Genomic DNA, 17,615 nt, shown 5'->3' with positions numbered 1-17,615 from the left:
TTATTTCGCCTGCCCCTCTGTTACACCGAGTTTCTTAAGCAATTTTTGTTTCTCAATTTCAAAGTCTTCAGTGACTTCATTTTCAATTGTTTGTTTAGTCGCTCGGCTTTCTTTGGCTTTAAAGAACCATTCCGGAACTTTTTCATCTCGAGTTCCCTTTTTACGGAAAGCTGCAGGTTTTGATGCACTATTTTGCCAATCCAGATATTGATCATGTTCTTTTCTCGAAATATCGATTGCTTCTCTAGCTGTTTGAACATTTTCTCGTTGCCAATGAGCCGCAATTTTATGGACATAGTTTTTATTTAATTTCATTTTTGCACGTATTAGAACGAATTGAAGTAACACATTTACCACGGGTGGTGGCAGTTCATATTTCATGACCAATTCGTTAGCCAATTCTACTTCAATCGGCATCGGTTCTCTACCTTTTGAAATATCTCTTAACACTTCAAGCGGAGGTGTTTCTTCGAGATATTTAATCAACAAATCATCCTTTGATGATTTTGCAAGTTGACTAGCAGGCTCAGTTGTATTTTTCACTTGTTTCATTAACTTAGGTGGTTTAGAAGAAACCGTCAATTTATAAAAATCTGCTGCTGATTTTTTTAAGCGGTCTTCCGTAATCCGATTTTGATCATCAATCGCGAGCATAACAACCTTTTGCATGTCGATTGGATTAAACGAATATAAAAACGCTACCTTCGCTATCAATTCTTTTACGGGTAAAGTTAATACATGCGAAGGAATCATCACTTCAGACAACCCTGATTTTAATAAGTCGAAATCGAAATCTAGTGAATAAAACGGCAATTTACTAGGTCGACTCACTTCCTCAGTCGGGGTGTTATCAAAAATATGGCCTAGCTTATTATAGTCATGATTACTTTTGTAGACGTCTTTAAGTTCGCGAGAAACATTTTCGAAATCTTGATGTGTTTGCTGTTTTTTCATAAATCGATCTCGTACTTTTATATAGGCCTTTTCATGGATGACGCTATATAGTGAAGTAGCTAAAATGGGTTCACTAAAAAACGCGTGAGCCGTTAAAGGAGCTAATACTTCATAAATAAACAATCTCTGGTCTGACTTGTCTTGTTTCCATGTTTTTAATAATCCGATTGCTTCTAATGAAACACGAGCATCAAATATTTTCTTTAAAGGCATACCTAATACGTCCATTAAAAAATAATGACTAACGGGTTCAGCAGGATGGTACTCAGATTCAGCCCATAATGTAAAATAAAGACTCATAGCTTCAATTCCGATAATGGGCTTATATAAAAGAGTCACTAACTGACGATCTTGATCCGTTAATGGATAGGGCATTTGAATGATGCAGCTATCCACGGGTTGAAGTTCTTTAAACAAAAATTGCATACATCATACCTCCCTTACCTTTAACGTGGGTCTTCTGGTGTCTTTTTCAATAAATCTTTTAGTTCATCGATAAATACATTAATGTCTTTAAACTGGCGGTAGACAGATGCAAATCTCACATAAGCTACTTCATCAATTTTGGCTAAACGGTCCATTACCATTTCACCAACTTCTTCTGACTTCACTTCAGAATTTCCAATACGACGTAAATCTTTTTCAATTGAAAAGACGACGTTCTCAAGTACATCTAAAGAAACGGGACGTTTTTCACAAGCACGAATAAGACCACGTAAAACTTTTTCGTGACTGAATTCTTCTCGTGACCCATCTTTTTTCACAACGATTAATGGCATCTCTTCTACTTTTTCAAAAGTAGTAAAACGAGAACCACAATCCTCACACTCTCTTCTTCGGCGTATCGCCTTATTATCATCGACAGGTCTTGAATCGACAACTCTTGTTCCATTGTATTGACAGCTTGGGCATCTCATATGATAATCTCCTGATTTCGTAATTCTTTTATTTCATTTATTATATCAAACATTTGTCCCTAAAATCGAAAAAGCAGAGGAATTTCTCCCTCTGCTCTCTCGTTTATAATTTCAAATGTTATGCATGTGCTGTTACAAGTGCTTTACCCGCTTTAACTGGACCCATACCACGAGGCAGTTCCATTGTTTCACGAGTTTTTGACCCAAGTGCATCTGCAATGTATTCTGCAGCTATCGTTGGATCTAAATCGCCACATGTATATACATCGATACTTGCGTAACCGTGTTCTGGGAAGCTATGAATCGTTAAATGTGACTCGGAAATAATTACTACTCCACTTACACCCTGTGGTGCAAATTTGTGGAATGCAACTTCACGTACTTCCGCTCCTGATTTTAGTGCTGCATCAACAAATGTTCTTTCGATAAAATTCACATCGTTTAATTTGTCAAATTCACATTCCCAAAGTTCTGCAATTACATGACGTCCCATTGTTTCCATGGTTCGTTTTCCCCCTCTAATAAAAAATTTAAGAATTTTGTAACCTTCTTAAAGTTTGACTACCACGGGGGAAAGTTAGTCCAGAGAGGTCCTAACCCTTTAAGCAGTCCGTATGTACATTCGAAGTACACGAATGTCATTATATGATGTTTTAAATATCAATGCAAGATAAAAACTTAAAATAATTTCACAATACTATATAAATGGAATTCTTTGTTAGAGATTGGTTGGTTTAAAAGACGTTGCCAAGTGATGTGGCGTTCTTAGTCTTTGTTCCTCTAGATTCCGCTCCAGGGTCTAAAACTCATGCACCTGCCGCTTCGCTTTCGGTGCACAAAACATCTGCTATCTCCCCTCGGAGTCGCCGCTTCCATTCCAATCAACATGAATCCTTAAAAAAATTCCATTCATGTTCCAGGGTGAATTAATACTTTTAATTTTATTACACCTTAAGAAAAGAGGATCCTTGTTATATGAGTTGCAATTTTCAAGGCGTTTCATAACTCCTCAAACTATTTTCTAGGAAAGTGGTTGACTATTTCTGAAGACTCCAGCGGAAAAACAAAACACGCAAGACCCCACAGATTCAGCTATCAGAGATAGATGAGCCGAGGAGGCTTGCGTTTCGTCCGCGGAAAGCGAAAGAAATAGCCGACCACATCCATGTTCAGTTAAGTACATAATATTAGGAATCAAATTGCAAAATAAAAATTGTTATCTTTTGTATATAAAAAACATCCACTCTATCAAAAGATAGAATGAATGTTTATATTAAGCTTGAACTTTTTCTTTAAGTGCTGCGCCAACTTTTTTCGTCAAGTCAACGACACGAGCAGAATAACCCCATTCATTGTCATACCAAGCAAGAACTTTTACTTTTCTTGAACCCATAACCATCGTTGTTAAACCGTCAATAATTGCAGAATGTGGATTTGTATTAAAATCAATTGAAACTAAAGGTTCAGTTGTGAAACCAAGTACACCTTTCATACTTCCTTCAGACGCTTTAATAAAAGCATTGTTCACATCTTCAACTGTTACGTCTTGTTGAAGATCTACAACTAAATCTACAAGTGATACGTTTGGTGTTGGTACACGTAATGACAATCCATGAAGTTTCCCTTGCAATTCAGGCAACACTAACGATAATGCTTTAGCTGCTCCTGTAGATGTTGGGATGATAGATTGTGCACATGCACGAGCTCTACGTAAATCTTTATGTGGATTATCTAAATTTTTCTGATCATTTGTATATGCGTGAACAGTGGTCATTAATCCATTTTCAATACCAAAAGTATCATTCAATACTTTCGCTACTGGAGCAAGACAATTCGTTGTACAACTAGCATTTGAGATAACATCATGTGCCTCAATGTCTAATTTGTCATCATTAACACCCATAACGATTGTTACATCTTCATTTTTACCAGGAGCCGTCAAAATTACTTTTTTTGCACCTGCGTCTAAATGCAAGGCTGCTTTCTCACGTGCATTAAATTTACCTGTAGCTTCAATAACAATATCAATATTCATTTCTTTCCATGGTAAATTTAGAGGATCACGGTCACTAACTAGTTGAACTCTTTTACCATTAACGATTAACGCATCTTCTTCAATTTCTACTGTTCCAGAGAATGTACCATGATTTGTGTCATACTTAATCAAATGTGCTAACGTTTCAGCGGGATAGCTGGCATTAATTGCCACTACGTCTAGATTATCTTCAAGAATAGCTTGTCGGAATACCATACGGCCAATACGGCCAAAACCATTAATAGCAATAGAAGCTGACATTGAAAAATCCTCCTACATGTATGTTATACTGTTGAACTTTTATCCGTAATTAGTATAACACATATAAAATTTGGGTAAACACTTTCAACTAAACCTAAAGAAGTTCTACTTTTCTGAATTATAAGGTGATACATCCCAAATTTTTAAAATGCCTTCCAATTGCTTTTTAGACTCCTCAATTGATCCATTGTTATAGATAACCGCATCAGCCCCTTTTTCTTTTTCGGATAAAGGTAACTGAGATTTAATTCGTGCTTCTGCTTCTTCTTTGGATAAGTTATTGCGACTCATGAGACGCTCTAATTGGACGTCCTCAGTCACCGAAACAACTAATATTTTCTCAACCAAATGTTGAAGACGACTTTCAAAAAGCAATGGAATATCCATGAAAAATGTTTCAATTCCCTTTTTGGTCAAATCATCACGCTGTTTTAACATTTCTTTTCGAATAGCGGGATGCATGATGTCGTTTAATAGTTTGCGCTTACCCGGTTGGTGAAAAATCATGGAGCCAAGAACTTCTCGATTAAGTGTTCCGTCTGAATGAAGTACATCATTTCCAAACTGGTTTTGTATTTCTTGAAGTGTATCACTTCCTAGCTCGACAACTTCTCTCGCCACAATATCTGCATCAATAATGGAGAATCCCATATCTTGAAGCATTTTGGAAACCGTACTTTTCCCACTCGCTATACTTCCTGTTAAACCAATAATCATGTAACTCTTCATCCTTTATCGTTGACATGTTGAACAATACCAAGAATTTCGTCCTCCGAGCACTCGCTGCTTAACTGGTTGCTGACATGTTGGACAAATTTTCTTCCCATACATTTGTAAGCGGTCTTGCATATTACCCGCTTCACCATTTATATTCCGGTAATCAGAGATTGAACTGCCTCCTGCAGAAATACTTTCATTCAATACATCTACAATCTCTTTAAACAACTGTACTTTTCTTTTCTCACTAATGCGTTTGACCGTCCTACCAGGATGTATCTTCATTCGAAACAATGCTTCAGTTGCATATATATTTCCACAGCCTGAAATGACTTGTCCGTCCATAATTGTTTCTTTAATCGATTTTTGTTGGTATTTGGGCAATAAAGACATCTGCAAAAAATGATTCAGCGCAATTTCTTCAAAGGGTTCTGGAGCCATTAATAAAAGAGGTGGAAATTGTGATTCCATATCGAGCAATCTCATTTCCCCAAATCTTCGAATGTCAGCATAAACTAAAATCATGTCGTCATCTAATTGAAAATGAACATGAATATGTTTCCTGAATTTTTCTTCCGTCACATCTTCGGTATGCTGAACATAAAACCATGCGCCAGTCATACCTAAGTGAGTGACCAGTAACTTTTGTTCATTGTTTTTTATTAAATGAAAATAAATGTATTTAGATCTTCTAACCACTTGTTCAATTTTGGCACCTGCTAGACCACTACAAAACTGTTGAAGTGAACTTCCTTTGACGATGGCTTGTCTTCCTTGTGAATGTGCATGGGTAATGACTGAAGAAACCTTAACTTCATTGATTGTCTTTCCAGTTGCAACTGGTTTTAAAGAGTTTACTACTCCTTCCACCTCTGGCAATTCAGGCACTTAGTCAGCCCCCTTATTTCGTTTCGTACCAAGTGGAACCATATGCATAATCAACTTTTAAAGGAACTTTCAATTCGATTGCATGCTCCATCACTTCAGGCACGATTTTTTCTAAAATGGCAATTTCTTCAGGTGGTGCTTCAAAGATTAATTCATCATGAACTTGAAGTAGCATACGGGTTTGGAGATTTTCTTTCTCTAAACGATCAGCCATATCAATCATTGCTTTCTTAATAATATCCGCAGCACTACCTTGTATTGGTGTATTCATTGCTGTGCGTTCAGCAAAGCCACGTAAATTAAAGTTCGAGCTCGTAATATCTGGCAAATATCTTCTTCTATTTAAAATCGTCGTAACAAATCCTTTTTGCTTCGCTTCATAAACGATATTGTCCATATATTCTTTAACGCCCGGGAAACTTTGTAAATAGCGATCAATAAATTCTGCTGCTTCTTTACGCGTGATCGACAAGTTTTGAGATAGACCATAATCACTAATTCCATAAACTATCCCAAAATTAACTGCTTTGGCGGCACGGCGCATATCTGACGTCACTGCATCTACTTCCACATGGAAAACATCCATTGCTGTTTTTGTATGGATATCAAGATCGTTTCGGAATGCGTCAATTAATTCAGCGTCATCTGACATATGAGCCAATACACGTAGTTCAATTTGCGAATAATCGGCTGCAAATAAAACCCAGTCAGGTTGAGAAGGAACAAAGGCTTTTCGGATTTTACGCCCTTCTTCTAATCGAACGGGTATATTTTGTAAATTTGGATTCGTAGAACTCAGTCTACCCGTTTGAGTCAGAGCTTGTTGGTAACGAGTATGGATTTTTCCATCGTCTTCATGAATTTCTTTTAAAAGACCTTCAATATAAGTAGATTGAAGCTTACCTAATTGTCGGTAAAGTAAAATATGAGAAATAATCGCATGTTTTCCTTCAAGTTTTTCTAAAACATCTGCTGCAGTAGAATAACCCGTCTTCGTTTTCTTTAAAGGTGGAAGACCAAGTTTCTCAAATAAGATAACGCCTAATTGTTTAGGTGAGTTAATATTGAAGCTTTCACCAGATGCATGATAAATCGCTTGTTCAATTTCAGTAAGTTTGCCAGCTAAATCTTCACCGATGTCTAAAAGTGTTTGTTTGTCAACTTTAACGCCATCTGATTCCATCTTCCCAAGAATAGTGGCAAGAGGTAGTTCAAGGTCATGGTATAGCTCATATTGTTCGTTTTCTTTTAGTTTGTCATCCATTGTATTTCGTAATTTCCAAACAGCCATTGCTTTTCGAACAATATGATCACTGAGGATGTCAACTTCCGGTACGGATTTTTTAGCACCTTTTCCATATACTTGTTCATTAGTCGAGACTTCCATGTAGCCAAACTCTCTCGATAAAACAGCTACATCATCTGAGGTAATGGCAGGATTCACAATATAGGCTGCTAATACAAAATCAAATTCCACACCATCTAGCAAGACATCTTTACGATGGAATGCTGCAAGTGCAGCTTTTGCATCAACTAATCGCTTTTTCTTTGTGTCATCAATTAACCAAGCACGGAAATCTGATGATTTAAACGCATCATCCACTTTTATGAAATAGGCATTGTGTTCATCTACTAATGCAAGACCTAACATATCCGCTGTATGATATTGTTCATCATACAACTCTAAATGGACGGCCATCTCATCTGATAAATGTTCCGATGTTATTTCTGTAAGGTGTTCAAATACAATGTCTTCTTGAGCGACTTCTTTTTGGGTGTAAGTAGTTTTCTCAAGTAGCGATTTAAAGGAAAGCTCTTGCCAAATATTCAACACTTCTTCCATGTTTGGCCCCTCATACTGAAGATCTTTGAAGCCAATAGTTATGGGTGCATTTGTCTCAATCGTGGCAAGTACTTTACTCATTTTCGCTTGCTCTTCATTGGCTTCTAGCTTTTCTTTCAACTTCCCTTTAACACTTTCTAAACCTTGGTAAACTCCGTCTACAGTTTTGTGTTCAAGCAATAATTTAATAGCCGTTTTTTCTCCGACTCCAGGAACACCCGGTATGTTATCGGATGAATCGCCCATTAATCCTTTCATATCGATAATTTGATCAGGTGTTAAGCCATATTTCTCTTTAATATGTTCTGGTGTGTATTTCTCAATATCTGTCATACCTTTTCTTGTAATGTACACAGTTGTCGTAGGAGAAGACAATTGCGTTAAATCCTTATCACCAGAAACGATTACAACTTCATCACCAGCTAACTCTGATTGTTTGCTAAGTGTTCCGATAATATCATCTGCCTCATACATTTCGAGTTCATATTGAGGGATTTGATATGCAGTTAACAATTTTCGCAAGTAAGGAAATTGCTCTGAAAGTTCTGGTGGAGTCTTTTGACGTCCTCCCTTGTATTCTCCAAAAGTAGAATGTCTAAATGTCGTTTTCCCTGCATCAAATGCTACCAACATATGCGTCGGATTTTCTTCATCTAAAATCTTTTGTAGCATCATCGTAAAACCATAAACTGCATTCGTATGAATTCCGCTTTCATTTGTCAGTAAAGGAAGTGCGAAAAAAGCACGGTACGCCAAACTGTTTCCGTCGAGTAATAACACTTTATTTTTGCTCAAGCTATTCCACTCCTCTATGTATTGAAATCCTAAAATTTATCCGTTATATATTTTCCAAGCAAAAAGACGCCATCTTCCTTCATTTTACCATGATGGGTAGATGAAAGGAAAATGACGCTTCAAATTCAAAGAAGATCATTTGCATTTAAATTCGAATAAAAGCTATTCTAAATAACCTGTGAGAATTTTTGCATAGGGTGAATCGGATGGAAGAATAATCATTGTGTCTTCCCCAATGGTTTTCTTATAAGATTCAAGTGTGCGGTATAATGCATAAAACTCAGGGTCTTTAGAAAACGATTGGTTATAAATTTTCGCTGCTTCTGATTCGCCTTCTGCAGTAATAAGGGCAGCTTCTTTTTGTGCGACCGCAATCATTTCTTGAACTTTTTTATCTGTTGTAGACTCAATCGTTCGTTTATCAGCATCCCCTTCAGAAAGATACTTTTGAGCAATTGATTGACGCTCTGAAATCATACGTGTATAAACCGATTGTTCATTTTCAGGTGGAAGATCTGTACGTTTCATACGTACGTCAACTACTTCAATCCCATATTTGTCTTTTGCTAATAATTCATTTACTCTCTCAGTTACTCGATCGTTTAAACTCCCTCGAGAAGTATTTTCATCATTAATAATCTCGTCATATGCTAGTTGACCCAACTCTGTACGAACCACTGAATAAATGAATTCTTCCATACGTCCTTCAGCATTCAGCATATTACCGGCATTCGTAATCATCATTTTTGGATTCGTAATACGCCATACAGCATAGTTGTCTATAATAATACGTTTTTTATCCATCGTATTAATCTCTGCTTCTGACACGTTATATGTCATTTGGTAACGAGGCAACGAGGTGACACTTTGTAAAAATGGAACCTTTATATAAATACCTGGTGTATGACGAATTTCTTTTACTTCACCAAATTGACGAACCACACGGTACTCGCTCTCTTTTACGACATAGATATTGGCAAGTAAGATAACGAACGAAGCAAATATTAGTGTAAGAATGATAATAGTCTTCATATGCTTTTTAAAATTAATGGGTTCATTTGTCTTTGGAACTTTATTGTTTTTATTAAATTGTTCATTAAATTTTTGTTCCAAAGAACTAAATGGATTTTGTTTATTTTGGTCCATTAATTTCCGCCTCCTTCAGTTGCAACAGGTGGCACTTGCGTTGGTTGTTGCAATGGTAAATATTTTACCGTCTCTCCTGAATCATTCATGATATAAATTTGCGCATTCGGCAAGACAGATTCTAGTGTTTCAATGACTAAACGTTGTCTCGTTATCTCTTGATTGTCTTTATATTCGGTATAAAGCTTATCAAATACAGCAATTTCACCTTTTGCTTGTTCAATACGAGCTGTACGTTGTCCCTCTGCACGAGATTTAATCGCAGAAATTTCTCCAATCGCTTCACTTTCACGTTGGTTTTTATATTTATCAGCTTCATTTGTTTTCGTGTTTTTCGTTTCACGTGCATCTGTTACTGCGGTAAAGGCAGCACGAACTTCTGCATTTGGCAACTCAACATCTTGCAATTTAACTCCAAGAATCGTAATACCAATATCGTATTTCTCAATTAATGATGCAAGTAAATCACGAGTTTCCGCTTCTATCTCTGCTTTACCAGAAGTTAGCGCCTCATCGATTAATGAACTACCAATGATTGAACGAATGGATGCTGACGTTGCATCATGTAATATGACTTGTGGTGATTCAGCGTTAAATAAATATTTAGCCGGATCGGTAATTTTCCATTGCACAACTAAATCAGTTAAAACAATGTTTTCATCACCAGTAATCATTTTTGTTTCGTTATCAAACGAGACGATTTCTCCATCAGCTGATTGTTTATAACCAAACTGGAGACTAAATGTTTCCTTGGAAAGAACTTTCACTTTTTGCATTGGCCAAGGTAGTTTAAAATGTAAACCTGAGTCAAGGATTGGTGCTTCTGCTTTACCAAATGTAATAACAACTGCTTGCTCAGACTCATCTACGGTATACCAAGATGTAAAAATAGCTATTAATGCAATAATTCCTAGTATTGATAAAGACACAATAGATAATATTCGTTTAACACTCATCGTAATTCCCCTCATTTCTATTCTTCTATAGTTTTACGATTAACTTTTACTAAGGTTTCAAAAACTTACCCACATTATTTTATTTGATTTGCTTTTGAGTCAATTTCATTAGCAAAGCGATTCATAGGATTTAATTAACTCATAGCTGTCAAATTTCAAAAGATACACAATAAAAAACAATTAGAATTTCGGTTAATTGATGAAATATGGATTTATGATATTAATTTATTTCCCGGAAAATAAGGAAGACCTAAAATATTATGTAATTAACGGCGAAAACAAAGAAAAAGCCCTCAATTGAGAGCTTTTCCTTTTGCCAAATGCGGTATTGGGGGGTTTCATAAGTATCTTATCAAAGCATTGTGAATTCCCTATGAAGAAATTGTAAATAACATGTTAAGTTGATTGTTTCTTTGGGATTGAAATTTCAAATCTTGTCCCTTTACCAATGGAACTTTTCACTGTTATTTTCCCTTGATGTGCTTCGATTAAATGTTTCACAATCGCTAGACCAAGACCTGTCCCACCAGAATTCCGGCTCCTTGCACGATCTACGCGATAAAATCTTTCAAAGATACGAGGAATTTCGCTTTCTTCTATGCCTATTCCTTCATCTTGAATAAGCATGATTCCACTTGACTCTGTTTCTGATAAATCCATTGTTATGGTGGTGTTTTCAGGTGAATACGTAATAGCATTTGTTAATAAATTCATCAACACTTGAATTAATCGGTTAAAATCGCCTTCTACAAAAATATCTTGTTCAAAATCGTATTTCAAAACCATATTTTTTTCATCTAATCTTGGTCCAGTCATTTCAGCTGCCCTCATCATCACTTCTTTCAAATTGATGATTGTATGCTCAACTGAAAAACCGTGTTGCTCTATCTTGGATAATTCCAATAAATCTTCAATTAAATCTTGTAATCGATTGCTTTCTTGATGAATAATTTCTAAAAATGTGTTCAGTGTATTTTTATCGTTTGAAGCGCCATCTAATAATGTTTCGGTAAATCCTTTGATCGATGTAACAGGTGTGCGAAGTTCGTGAGATACATTCGCTACAAAATCTTTCCGTATTTGCTCCAACCGCACTAAATCCGTAATGTCATGCATAACGATAACTACCCCTAGCCATCTACCATACTCACCAATAACAGGAGCGCCATACACTTCCATATGTCTCTGGTCTTGCTTAAGTGTTAATCGAAGTTGCTTTCGAATGGATGATTCCGTTAAGAATACGAAATCAATTAAGTCTTCTAATTCCTTAGGCAATCCGACACCTTTAAAAGAATGGTCTTGAACATCCATTAACTTTCTTGAAAACTGCGTGAGAAATGATTTATTTACAATTGTAACTTGGCCATCTCGACCAATCATTAATAATGCACTTCCCATATTCTCAATTAGTGTCTTTAAACGCTCTTTTTCTATTTCACGTGTTTTTGAAATATCTTGTAAGTTTCTAGCTAAAATATTAATCGAAGTACTTAAATGGACAGAATTACTCGTTTCATCTTCAAATGCGCGAGCTCGATAATTGCCTTTTGCAAGCTCAATGGCAACTTCCGTTACATTATCAATCGGTTGTGCATGTTTTTTTGCCATGCGTACTGTGAAAAGAAGCATCATAAGAAATGCCCCTACTAAAACGATTCCAATGATTAACCATAACTTTTGACGAATTTCATTAAATTCATTGCCATGTTCGACGTCAGTAAGAATTTTATTCACTTCAATTAATTGATCGTCACTAAGTCCATCTCCTGAATTCTCTAAAACTTGGGCAATTTCTTCCCCCGTATTTATGGTATTCGACCGAACTGCATCTTCAACGTATACAGGAAAAAGCTGACTTAAAATAATACCTAAGCCAGCAAGAATTGACGCCATTAATAACGAAAAGGACATTATTAAGTTTTTTTGGAGTGACTTCATCCTTTTTTAGGCTCCTCGAATTTGTAACCTAATCCTCTAATCGTCTTTATGAATAAAGGTTTCCGACTACTTTCTTCAATTTTTTCACGTAAATGACTTATATGCACATCGACGATACGTGTATCTCCTGCAAAGTCATAATTCCACACAGCACTTAATAATTGATCGCGAGTTAGTACTCGATTTTTATTATCCATAAGATAGACGAGCAATTCAAATTCCTTCGGAGTGAATTCGAGCTGTTCATCATGTAAGAAAACTTCATAACGCTCAGGATATACGCGCAAATGATTAAATTCATAAGAGTTCTCGGATTTTGACGGTTGAACTTCATCCGAAATGGTGTTTGTTCTTCTAAGTACAGCTTTAACTCTAGCCGTTACTTCCCGAGGACTAAAAGGTTTTGTCATATAGTCATCTGCCCCGAGTTCGAGTCCCAAAACTTTATCAAATTCATCATCTTTAGCGGTTAACATAATGATAGGTGTGCTAATTTTTTGAAGGCGCAGTGCCTTGCACACTTCCATACCGTCCATTTTTGGCAACATTAAATCAAGCACAATTAAATCAGGTTTGTTTGCGATGACAGAATCAAAAGCTTGTTGACCATCTGCTGCAGTAATGACTTCAAATCCAGCTTGTTCTAAATTGTATTGAAGTAACGTGACGATAGACGATTCGTCGTCTACCACTAGAATTTTATTTGACATGATTTAGCCTCCACAATCGATTTGAAACCCCCATTTCAAACCCATTTAGCTGTATTAGAAATTATCCATTGCGTGCGAAGTTAATTTATTCTCAAGACGAGGTGGTGTTGCAACAAGTTTCCCTGTAATAACGACCTCTCCCTCTTCATTGGTAGCTTCCACTTCAATTTCAACAAAATTCTTTTCTACATCAACAGCTACTACTGTTAATAAAAAATCAATCGTTGCGTAATGATACACCGGTTTTGGGAAAGAGATATGTTGATCGACAATATGAGAACCTGGCCCAGGTAAATATTTTGAAATCGCAGATGTTACAATACCTGTTAACATAATAGCCGGTACAATTGGTTTTTCATATGAAGTTTGTGAAGCAAAATCATGTTGAATATATAAGGGATTTCCGTCATTTGTTAAACCTAAATATAATAGTAAGTCTTTATCTTCAATTTTTTCAGTCAGCTTTAACTTTTCTCCTACTGACATACTTTCAACTTTACGTCCTAATTTACGTTTCTTTCCAAGTAACATTCTTAATCCCCCTTGAGTAGTTCTACTTTCATAGTATCAATAAGTATAAAAAAAATCGAGCAGGGATTGCCTACTCGATTGATATTTCATTGATAAGAAGGGAATAGATTTTGAATTTATTCTACATAACATTGGAATTCATTCAGAGGATTTCAGCGAAATTAAGTTAAAATCTCCATTACATTACGGACTGATGCAGCAGATTTATCTAACTGAGCTTTTTCTTCTTCTGTTAACTCTAGCTCAATAATTTGTTCAATTCCGCCTGCACCAAGAATTGTTGGTACCCCTAGGTAAATACCTTCTAACTCATATTCACCTTCCAAGTATGCGATAGATGGTAACACTCGACGTTGGTCTTTAAGAATTGCTTCAGCCATTTCAACAATTGAAGCTGCTGGCGCGTAGTAGGCTGAACCATTTCCAAGAAGATTCACAATTTCAGCGCCACCTTTTCGAGTTCTTTCCACGATAGCAGCTAAACGATCAGATGGGATCAATGTTTCTAAAGGAATTCCTCCTGCATATGAATAACGTACTAGTGGAACCATGTCGTCCCCATGTCCACCCAGAACAAATCCAGTAATGTCTTTTACTGATAAGTTTAATTCTTGAGCTACGAAAGTTCTAAAACGTGCTGAATCAAGTACACCAGATTGTCCAATTACACGTTCTTTAGGGAATCCTGATTCTTTATAAACTGTATAAGTCATTGCATCAACGGGATTGGTTAATACAATAATAGTTGTATTTGGAGAGTGCTTAACAATTTCACCTGTCACAATTTTCATCACTTTTTGGTTTGTTTGAACTAAATCGTCACGGCTCATTCCTGGTTTACGTGCAATTCCAGCTGTAATGATTACGATATCTGAATCCTTTGTATCTTCGTAGTTAGAAGTACCAATAATATTAGCATCAAAACCTTGAACAGGACCAGCTTCTAACATATCAAGAGCTTTACCTTTCGTTGGGTTTTCCATTTGCGGAATATCAACTAAGACAACATCTCCCAATTCTTTTTGAGCAAGTAAAAATGCTGTAGTAGCTCCTGTAAATCCTGAACCGATTACTGAAATCTTTTTACGTTTCATTGTCATCAGAATACACTCCTTTTACTTAGGTAAAGAGAATAACAGAATCCCTTCTAACAAAGTATACCTAATTATTATAAATTCTACCTACTTTTAGCATGCCTAAGTTTATTGCCATAAAAAATAAAGGCGTTGTGCCACTGGGACACAACGCCTTCAAACAACTCTTATAGGTTTTTGATTAATTCGTCTGCGAACTCAGAACATTTAACTTCTGTAGCACCATCCATTAAACGTGCAAAGTCATATGTTACTACTTTAGAAGAAATCGTTTTCTCCATAGAGTCCATTACTAATTTAGCCGCTTCGTTCCATCCAAGGTGTTCAAGCATTAATACACCTGAAAGGATGACAGAAGAAGGATTTACTTTATCTAATCCAGCATATTTAGGAGCTGTACCATGAGTAGCTTCAAAAATTGCATGTCCAGTTAAGTAGTTAATGTTAGCTCCTGGAGCAATCCCGATACCACCAACTTGAGCAGCTAATGCATCAGAAATATAATCTCCGTTTAAGTTCATTGTAGCAACAACATCAAATTCGCTTGGGCGAGTTAAAATTTGTTGTAAGAAGATATCAGCAATCGAATCTTTTACTAAAATTTTACCTGCTGCTAAAGCGTCTGCTTGTGCTTTATCAGCAGCTTCTGCACCTTTATCAGCTTTAATTTGATCGTATTGGTTCCATGTGAAAGTTTGCTCAGCAAATTCTTGTTCAGCTACTTCGTAACCCCAAGTTTTGAAAGCTCCTTCAGTGAACTTCATGATGTTTCCTTTGTGAACTAAAGTTAGTGATTCACGGCCTTCTTTAATAATGTAATTTAAAGCAGCACGTACTAAACGTTTTGTTCCTTCTTCAGAGATTGGTTTGATACCAATACCAGAAGTTTCAGGGAAACGGATGTTTTTTGTACCCATTTCATTTTGTAAGAATTCGATGATTTTTTTCACTTCATCAGAACCTTTAGCAAATTCAATACCTGCATAAATATCTTCAGTGTTTTCACGGAAGATAACCATATCCGTATCTTCAGGACGTTTTACCGGTGAAGGTACTCCGTCAAAGTAACGAACTGGGCGTACACAAGTGTATAAATCTAATTCTTGACGTAATGCAACATTTAAAGAACGGATTCCGCCTCCAACAGGAGTTGTTAAAGGTCCTTTAATTGCAATCAAATACTCACGAATAACTTCTAAAGTTTCTTCTGGTAACCATTCGCCAGTTTTGTCGAATGCTTTTTGTCCAGCTAAAACTTCTTTCCATACGATTGATTTTTCGCCGTTATATGCTTTTTCAACAGCTGCTTCTAAAACGCGTTCTGAAGCTGCCCAAATATCAGGACCAATACCGTCACCTTCAATGTAAGGGATGATTGGATTATTTGGTACATTTAATACGCCGTTTTCAACTGAAATTTTTCCACCGTTTGTCATAATAAAATTCCTCCTATAATCATAGTCATAGGGCATGTACGATTAAAGATGTAAAAATCTTATAATCAAGCACAGCCCTATAATGTGTAATTTAAAAATTAACGCTCGCTAACTGGTACATATTTTTGCATACCAGGACCGATGTATTCTGCACGTGGACGAATTAGACGGTTATTTGAATACTGCTCTAAAATGTGAGCTAACCATCCAGAAACACGTGATACTGCGAAAATTGGTGTAAATAAATCATGGTCAATATTTAAAGAATGATACACAGATGCAGAATAGAAATCTACATTAGGTGGTAGATTCTTTTGACCTGTTACGATTTCATCAATTTTAATTGACATCTCGTACCATTTCTCTTCACCACGAAGTTTCGTTAATTTTTGAGACATTTCACGTAAGTGTTTCGCACGAGGATCACCTTTACGATAAACACGGTGGCCGAATCCCATAATTTTTTCTTTGTTTTCAAGCTTTGTATTAATGTAAGAATCTACATTTTCTACTGAACCGATTTCCATTAACATTTTCATTACTTGCTCATTTGCACCGCCGTGAAGAGGTCCTTTAAGAGCACCGATTGCTGCAACTACTCCAGAGTAAACGTCTGAAAGTGTTGCTACACAAACACGAGCAGTAAATGTTGATGCATTCAATTCGTGGTCAGCATGTAAAACTAACGCTTTGTTAAACGCTTCTTCTTCAATTGCTTCAGGAACTTCTCCGTTAAGCATGTACAAGAAGTTAGCTGCGAAGCTTAAATCATTTTTAGGTGCGATTGGTTCTTGTCCTTTGCGAACGCGAGCAAATGCTGTTACTAAAGTGGACATTTTTGCTTGAAGTTGAATCGCTTTCAAGTAGTTAGCTTCTTGTGACATATCTTCTGCTTTCTCATCATACAATCCAAGCATAGATACTGCCGTACGAAGTGCTGTCATTGGATGAACTTTATCAATTGGATAAGCTTTAAAATGGTTTAATACCTCTTGAGGTACAGCCATATTATCCGCTAATTGTTGTTTAAGCTCAGCCAATTCTGCTGCTTTAGGCAGACGTTGATGCCATAACAAATAAATTACTTCTTCAAAACTTGCATGGTCCGCTAAATCATCAATATCATAGCCAACGTATGTAAGTGTATCGTCAATTATTGAACTAATAGCTGATTGAGTTGCTACTACTCCTTCGAGACCTTTTGTTGTCGTCATGTATACCGCTCCTTCTTCTTATAAAATTCATCATCCCACAAAAAAAACGCAGAATGATGGCTCATCTGCTCTTATGAACCTTTATTTAATCGCTTACATTGAACATTATAATCAATATTGACGCCTTTGTGAATGAAAACGCTCGTTTTTCGTAAAAATTCGAAAAAATTAAGAGAA

15 protein-coding genes are annotated in these 17,615 nt (G+C 36.3%); all 15 read right to left on the bottom strand.

Features of this window, described 5'->3' with window-relative positions; all coding sequences use genetic code 11:
- The 15 genes from AC3EA5_RS03885 to citZ all read right to left on the bottom strand — a co-directional run bounded on the left by AC3EA5_RS03885 (position 1) and on the right by citZ (position 17,438).
- Positions 1-1,380, bottom strand: a complete 1,380-nt coding sequence (locus tag AC3EA5_RS03885) for a replication initiation and membrane attachment family protein (RefSeq protein ID WP_488607152.1) — start codon at positions 1,378-1,380, stop codon at positions 1-3.
- Positions 1,381-1,400: 20 nt separating this feature from the next.
- Positions 1,401-1,871, bottom strand: coding sequence for a transcriptional regulator NrdR (gene nrdR, locus AC3EA5_RS03880; protein WP_488607151.1), 471 nt, complete (start codon positions 1,869-1,871; stop codon positions 1,401-1,403).
- A 118-nt stretch (positions 1,872-1,989) separates the two neighbouring features.
- Positions 1,990-2,373, bottom strand: coding sequence for an adenosylmethionine decarboxylase (gene speD / locus AC3EA5_RS03875; protein WP_394188441.1), 384 nt, complete (start codon positions 2,371-2,373; stop codon positions 1,990-1,992).
- A gap of 771 nt (positions 2,374-3,144) precedes the next feature.
- Entirely contained in the window at positions 3,145-4,167 is a 1,023-nt protein-coding gene (locus AC3EA5_RS03870) for a glyceraldehyde-3-phosphate dehydrogenase (protein ID WP_488607150.1), read from the bottom strand.
- 105 nt (positions 4,168-4,272) lie between these two features.
- Positions 4,273-4,884: a dephospho-CoA kinase gene (gene coaE, locus AC3EA5_RS03865; RefSeq protein ID WP_488607149.1), complete on the bottom strand. Its 612-nt coding sequence runs from the start codon at positions 4,882-4,884 to the stop codon at positions 4,273-4,275.
- Between the two features lie 15 nt (positions 4,885-4,899).
- The gene (gene mutM / locus AC3EA5_RS03860; RefSeq protein WP_488607148.1) at positions 4,900-5,772 is read right to left on the bottom strand and encodes a bifunctional DNA-formamidopyrimidine glycosylase/DNA-(apurinic or apyrimidinic site) lyase; all 873 of its coding nucleotides are present in this window, start codon (positions 5,770-5,772) and stop codon (positions 4,900-4,902) included.
- A 13-nt stretch (positions 5,773-5,785) separates the two neighbouring features.
- The gene (polA, locus tag AC3EA5_RS03855) at positions 5,786-8,410 is read right to left on the bottom strand and encodes a DNA polymerase I (protein WP_488607147.1); all 2,625 of its coding nucleotides are present in this window, start codon (positions 8,408-8,410) and stop codon (positions 5,786-5,788) included.
- A 162-nt stretch (positions 8,411-8,572) separates the two neighbouring features.
- Positions 8,573-9,556 (bottom strand): protease modulator HflC, encoded by a 984-nt coding sequence (gene hflC / locus AC3EA5_RS03850; protein ID WP_488607146.1) that lies wholly within the window; start codon positions 9,554-9,556, stop codon positions 8,573-8,575.
- Positions 9,556-10,512: an FtsH protease activity modulator HflK gene (hflK, locus tag AC3EA5_RS03845; RefSeq protein ID WP_488607145.1), complete on the bottom strand. Its 957-nt coding sequence runs from the start codon at positions 10,510-10,512 to the stop codon at positions 9,556-9,558. The genes hflC and hflK overlap by 1 nt, the downstream gene beginning before the upstream one ends.
- 396 nt (positions 10,513-10,908) lie before the next feature.
- Complete coding sequence (pnpS, locus tag AC3EA5_RS03840; RefSeq protein WP_488607144.1) at positions 10,909-12,453, bottom strand: two-component system histidine kinase PnpS; 1,545 nt, start codon at positions 12,451-12,453, stop codon at positions 10,909-10,911.
- The gene (locus AC3EA5_RS03835; RefSeq protein WP_488607143.1) at positions 12,450-13,163 is read right to left on the bottom strand and encodes a response regulator transcription factor; all 714 of its coding nucleotides are present in this window, start codon (positions 13,161-13,163) and stop codon (positions 12,450-12,452) included. The genes pnpS and AC3EA5_RS03835 overlap by 4 nt, the downstream gene beginning before the upstream one ends.
- A gap of 54 nt (positions 13,164-13,217) precedes the next feature.
- Positions 13,218-13,694, bottom strand: a complete 477-nt coding sequence (locus tag AC3EA5_RS03830; protein ID WP_488607142.1) for a MaoC/PaaZ C-terminal domain-containing protein — start codon at positions 13,692-13,694, stop codon at positions 13,218-13,220.
- Positions 13,695-13,855: 161 nt separating this feature from the next.
- Positions 13,856-14,794 carry a malate dehydrogenase gene (mdh, locus tag AC3EA5_RS03825; RefSeq protein WP_488607141.1) on the bottom strand — a complete coding sequence of 313 codons (939 nt, stop codon included), beginning with the start codon at positions 14,792-14,794 and terminating at the stop codon, positions 13,856-13,858.
- A 161-nt stretch (positions 14,795-14,955) separates the two neighbouring features.
- The gene (gene icd, locus AC3EA5_RS03820) at positions 14,956-16,224 is read right to left on the bottom strand and encodes an NADP-dependent isocitrate dehydrogenase (RefSeq protein WP_394188430.1); all 1,269 of its coding nucleotides are present in this window, start codon (positions 16,222-16,224) and stop codon (positions 14,956-14,958) included.
- 98 nt (positions 16,225-16,322) lie between these two features.
- Entirely contained in the window at positions 16,323-17,438 is a 1,116-nt protein-coding gene (gene citZ / locus AC3EA5_RS03815; protein ID WP_488607140.1) for a citrate synthase, read from the bottom strand.
- Positions 17,439-17,615 lie beyond the last annotated feature (177 nt).

The organism is Paenisporosarcina sp., from assembly GCF_057785155.1.
Note: the sequence above shows the minus strand (reverse complement) of the source record. Positions and strands in the feature narration are given on the sequence as shown.

Coding starts and splice junctions, on each gene's coding strand:
- AC3EA5_RS03870 (WP_488607150.1), bottom strand. CDS start 4,167: ATGTCAGCTTCTATTGCTATTAATGGTTTTGGCCGTATTGGCCGTATG.
- speD (WP_394188441.1), bottom strand. CDS start 2,373: ATGGAAACAATGGGACGTCATGTAATTGCAGAACTTTGGGAATGTGAA.
- pnpS (WP_488607144.1), bottom strand. CDS start 12,453: ATGAAGTCACTCCAAAAAAACTTAATAATGTCCTTTTCGTTATTAATG.
- AC3EA5_RS03835 (WP_488607143.1), bottom strand. CDS start 13,163: ATGTCAAATAAAATTCTAGTGGTAGACGACGAATCGTCTATCGTCACG.
- AC3EA5_RS03885 (WP_488607152.1), bottom strand. CDS start 1,380: ATGCAATTTTTGTTTAAAGAACTTCAACCCGTGGATAGCTGCATCATT.
- mdh (WP_488607141.1), bottom strand. CDS start 14,794: ATGACAATGAAACGTAAAAAGATTTCAGTAATCGGTTCAGGATTTACA.
- nrdR (WP_488607151.1), bottom strand. CDS start 1,871: ATGAGATGCCCAAGCTGTCAATACAATGGAACAAGAGTTGTCGATTCA.
- citZ (WP_488607140.1), bottom strand. CDS start 17,438: ATGACGACAACAAAAGGTCTCGAAGGAGTAGTAGCAACTCAATCAGCT.
- hflK (WP_488607145.1), bottom strand. CDS start 10,512: ATGAGTGTTAAACGAATATTATCTATTGTGTCTTTATCAATACTAGGA.
- hflC (WP_488607146.1), bottom strand. CDS start 9,556: ATGGACCAAAATAAACAAAATCCATTTAGTTCTTTGGAACAAAAATTT.
- icd (WP_394188430.1), bottom strand. CDS start 16,224: ATGACAAACGGTGGAAAAATTTCAGTTGAAAACGGCGTATTAAATGTA.
- coaE (WP_488607149.1), bottom strand. CDS start 4,884: ATGATTATTGGTTTAACAGGAAGTATAGCGAGTGGGAAAAGTACGGTT.
- AC3EA5_RS03830 (WP_488607142.1), bottom strand. CDS start 13,694: ATGTTACTTGGAAAGAAACGTAAATTAGGACGTAAAGTTGAAAGTATG.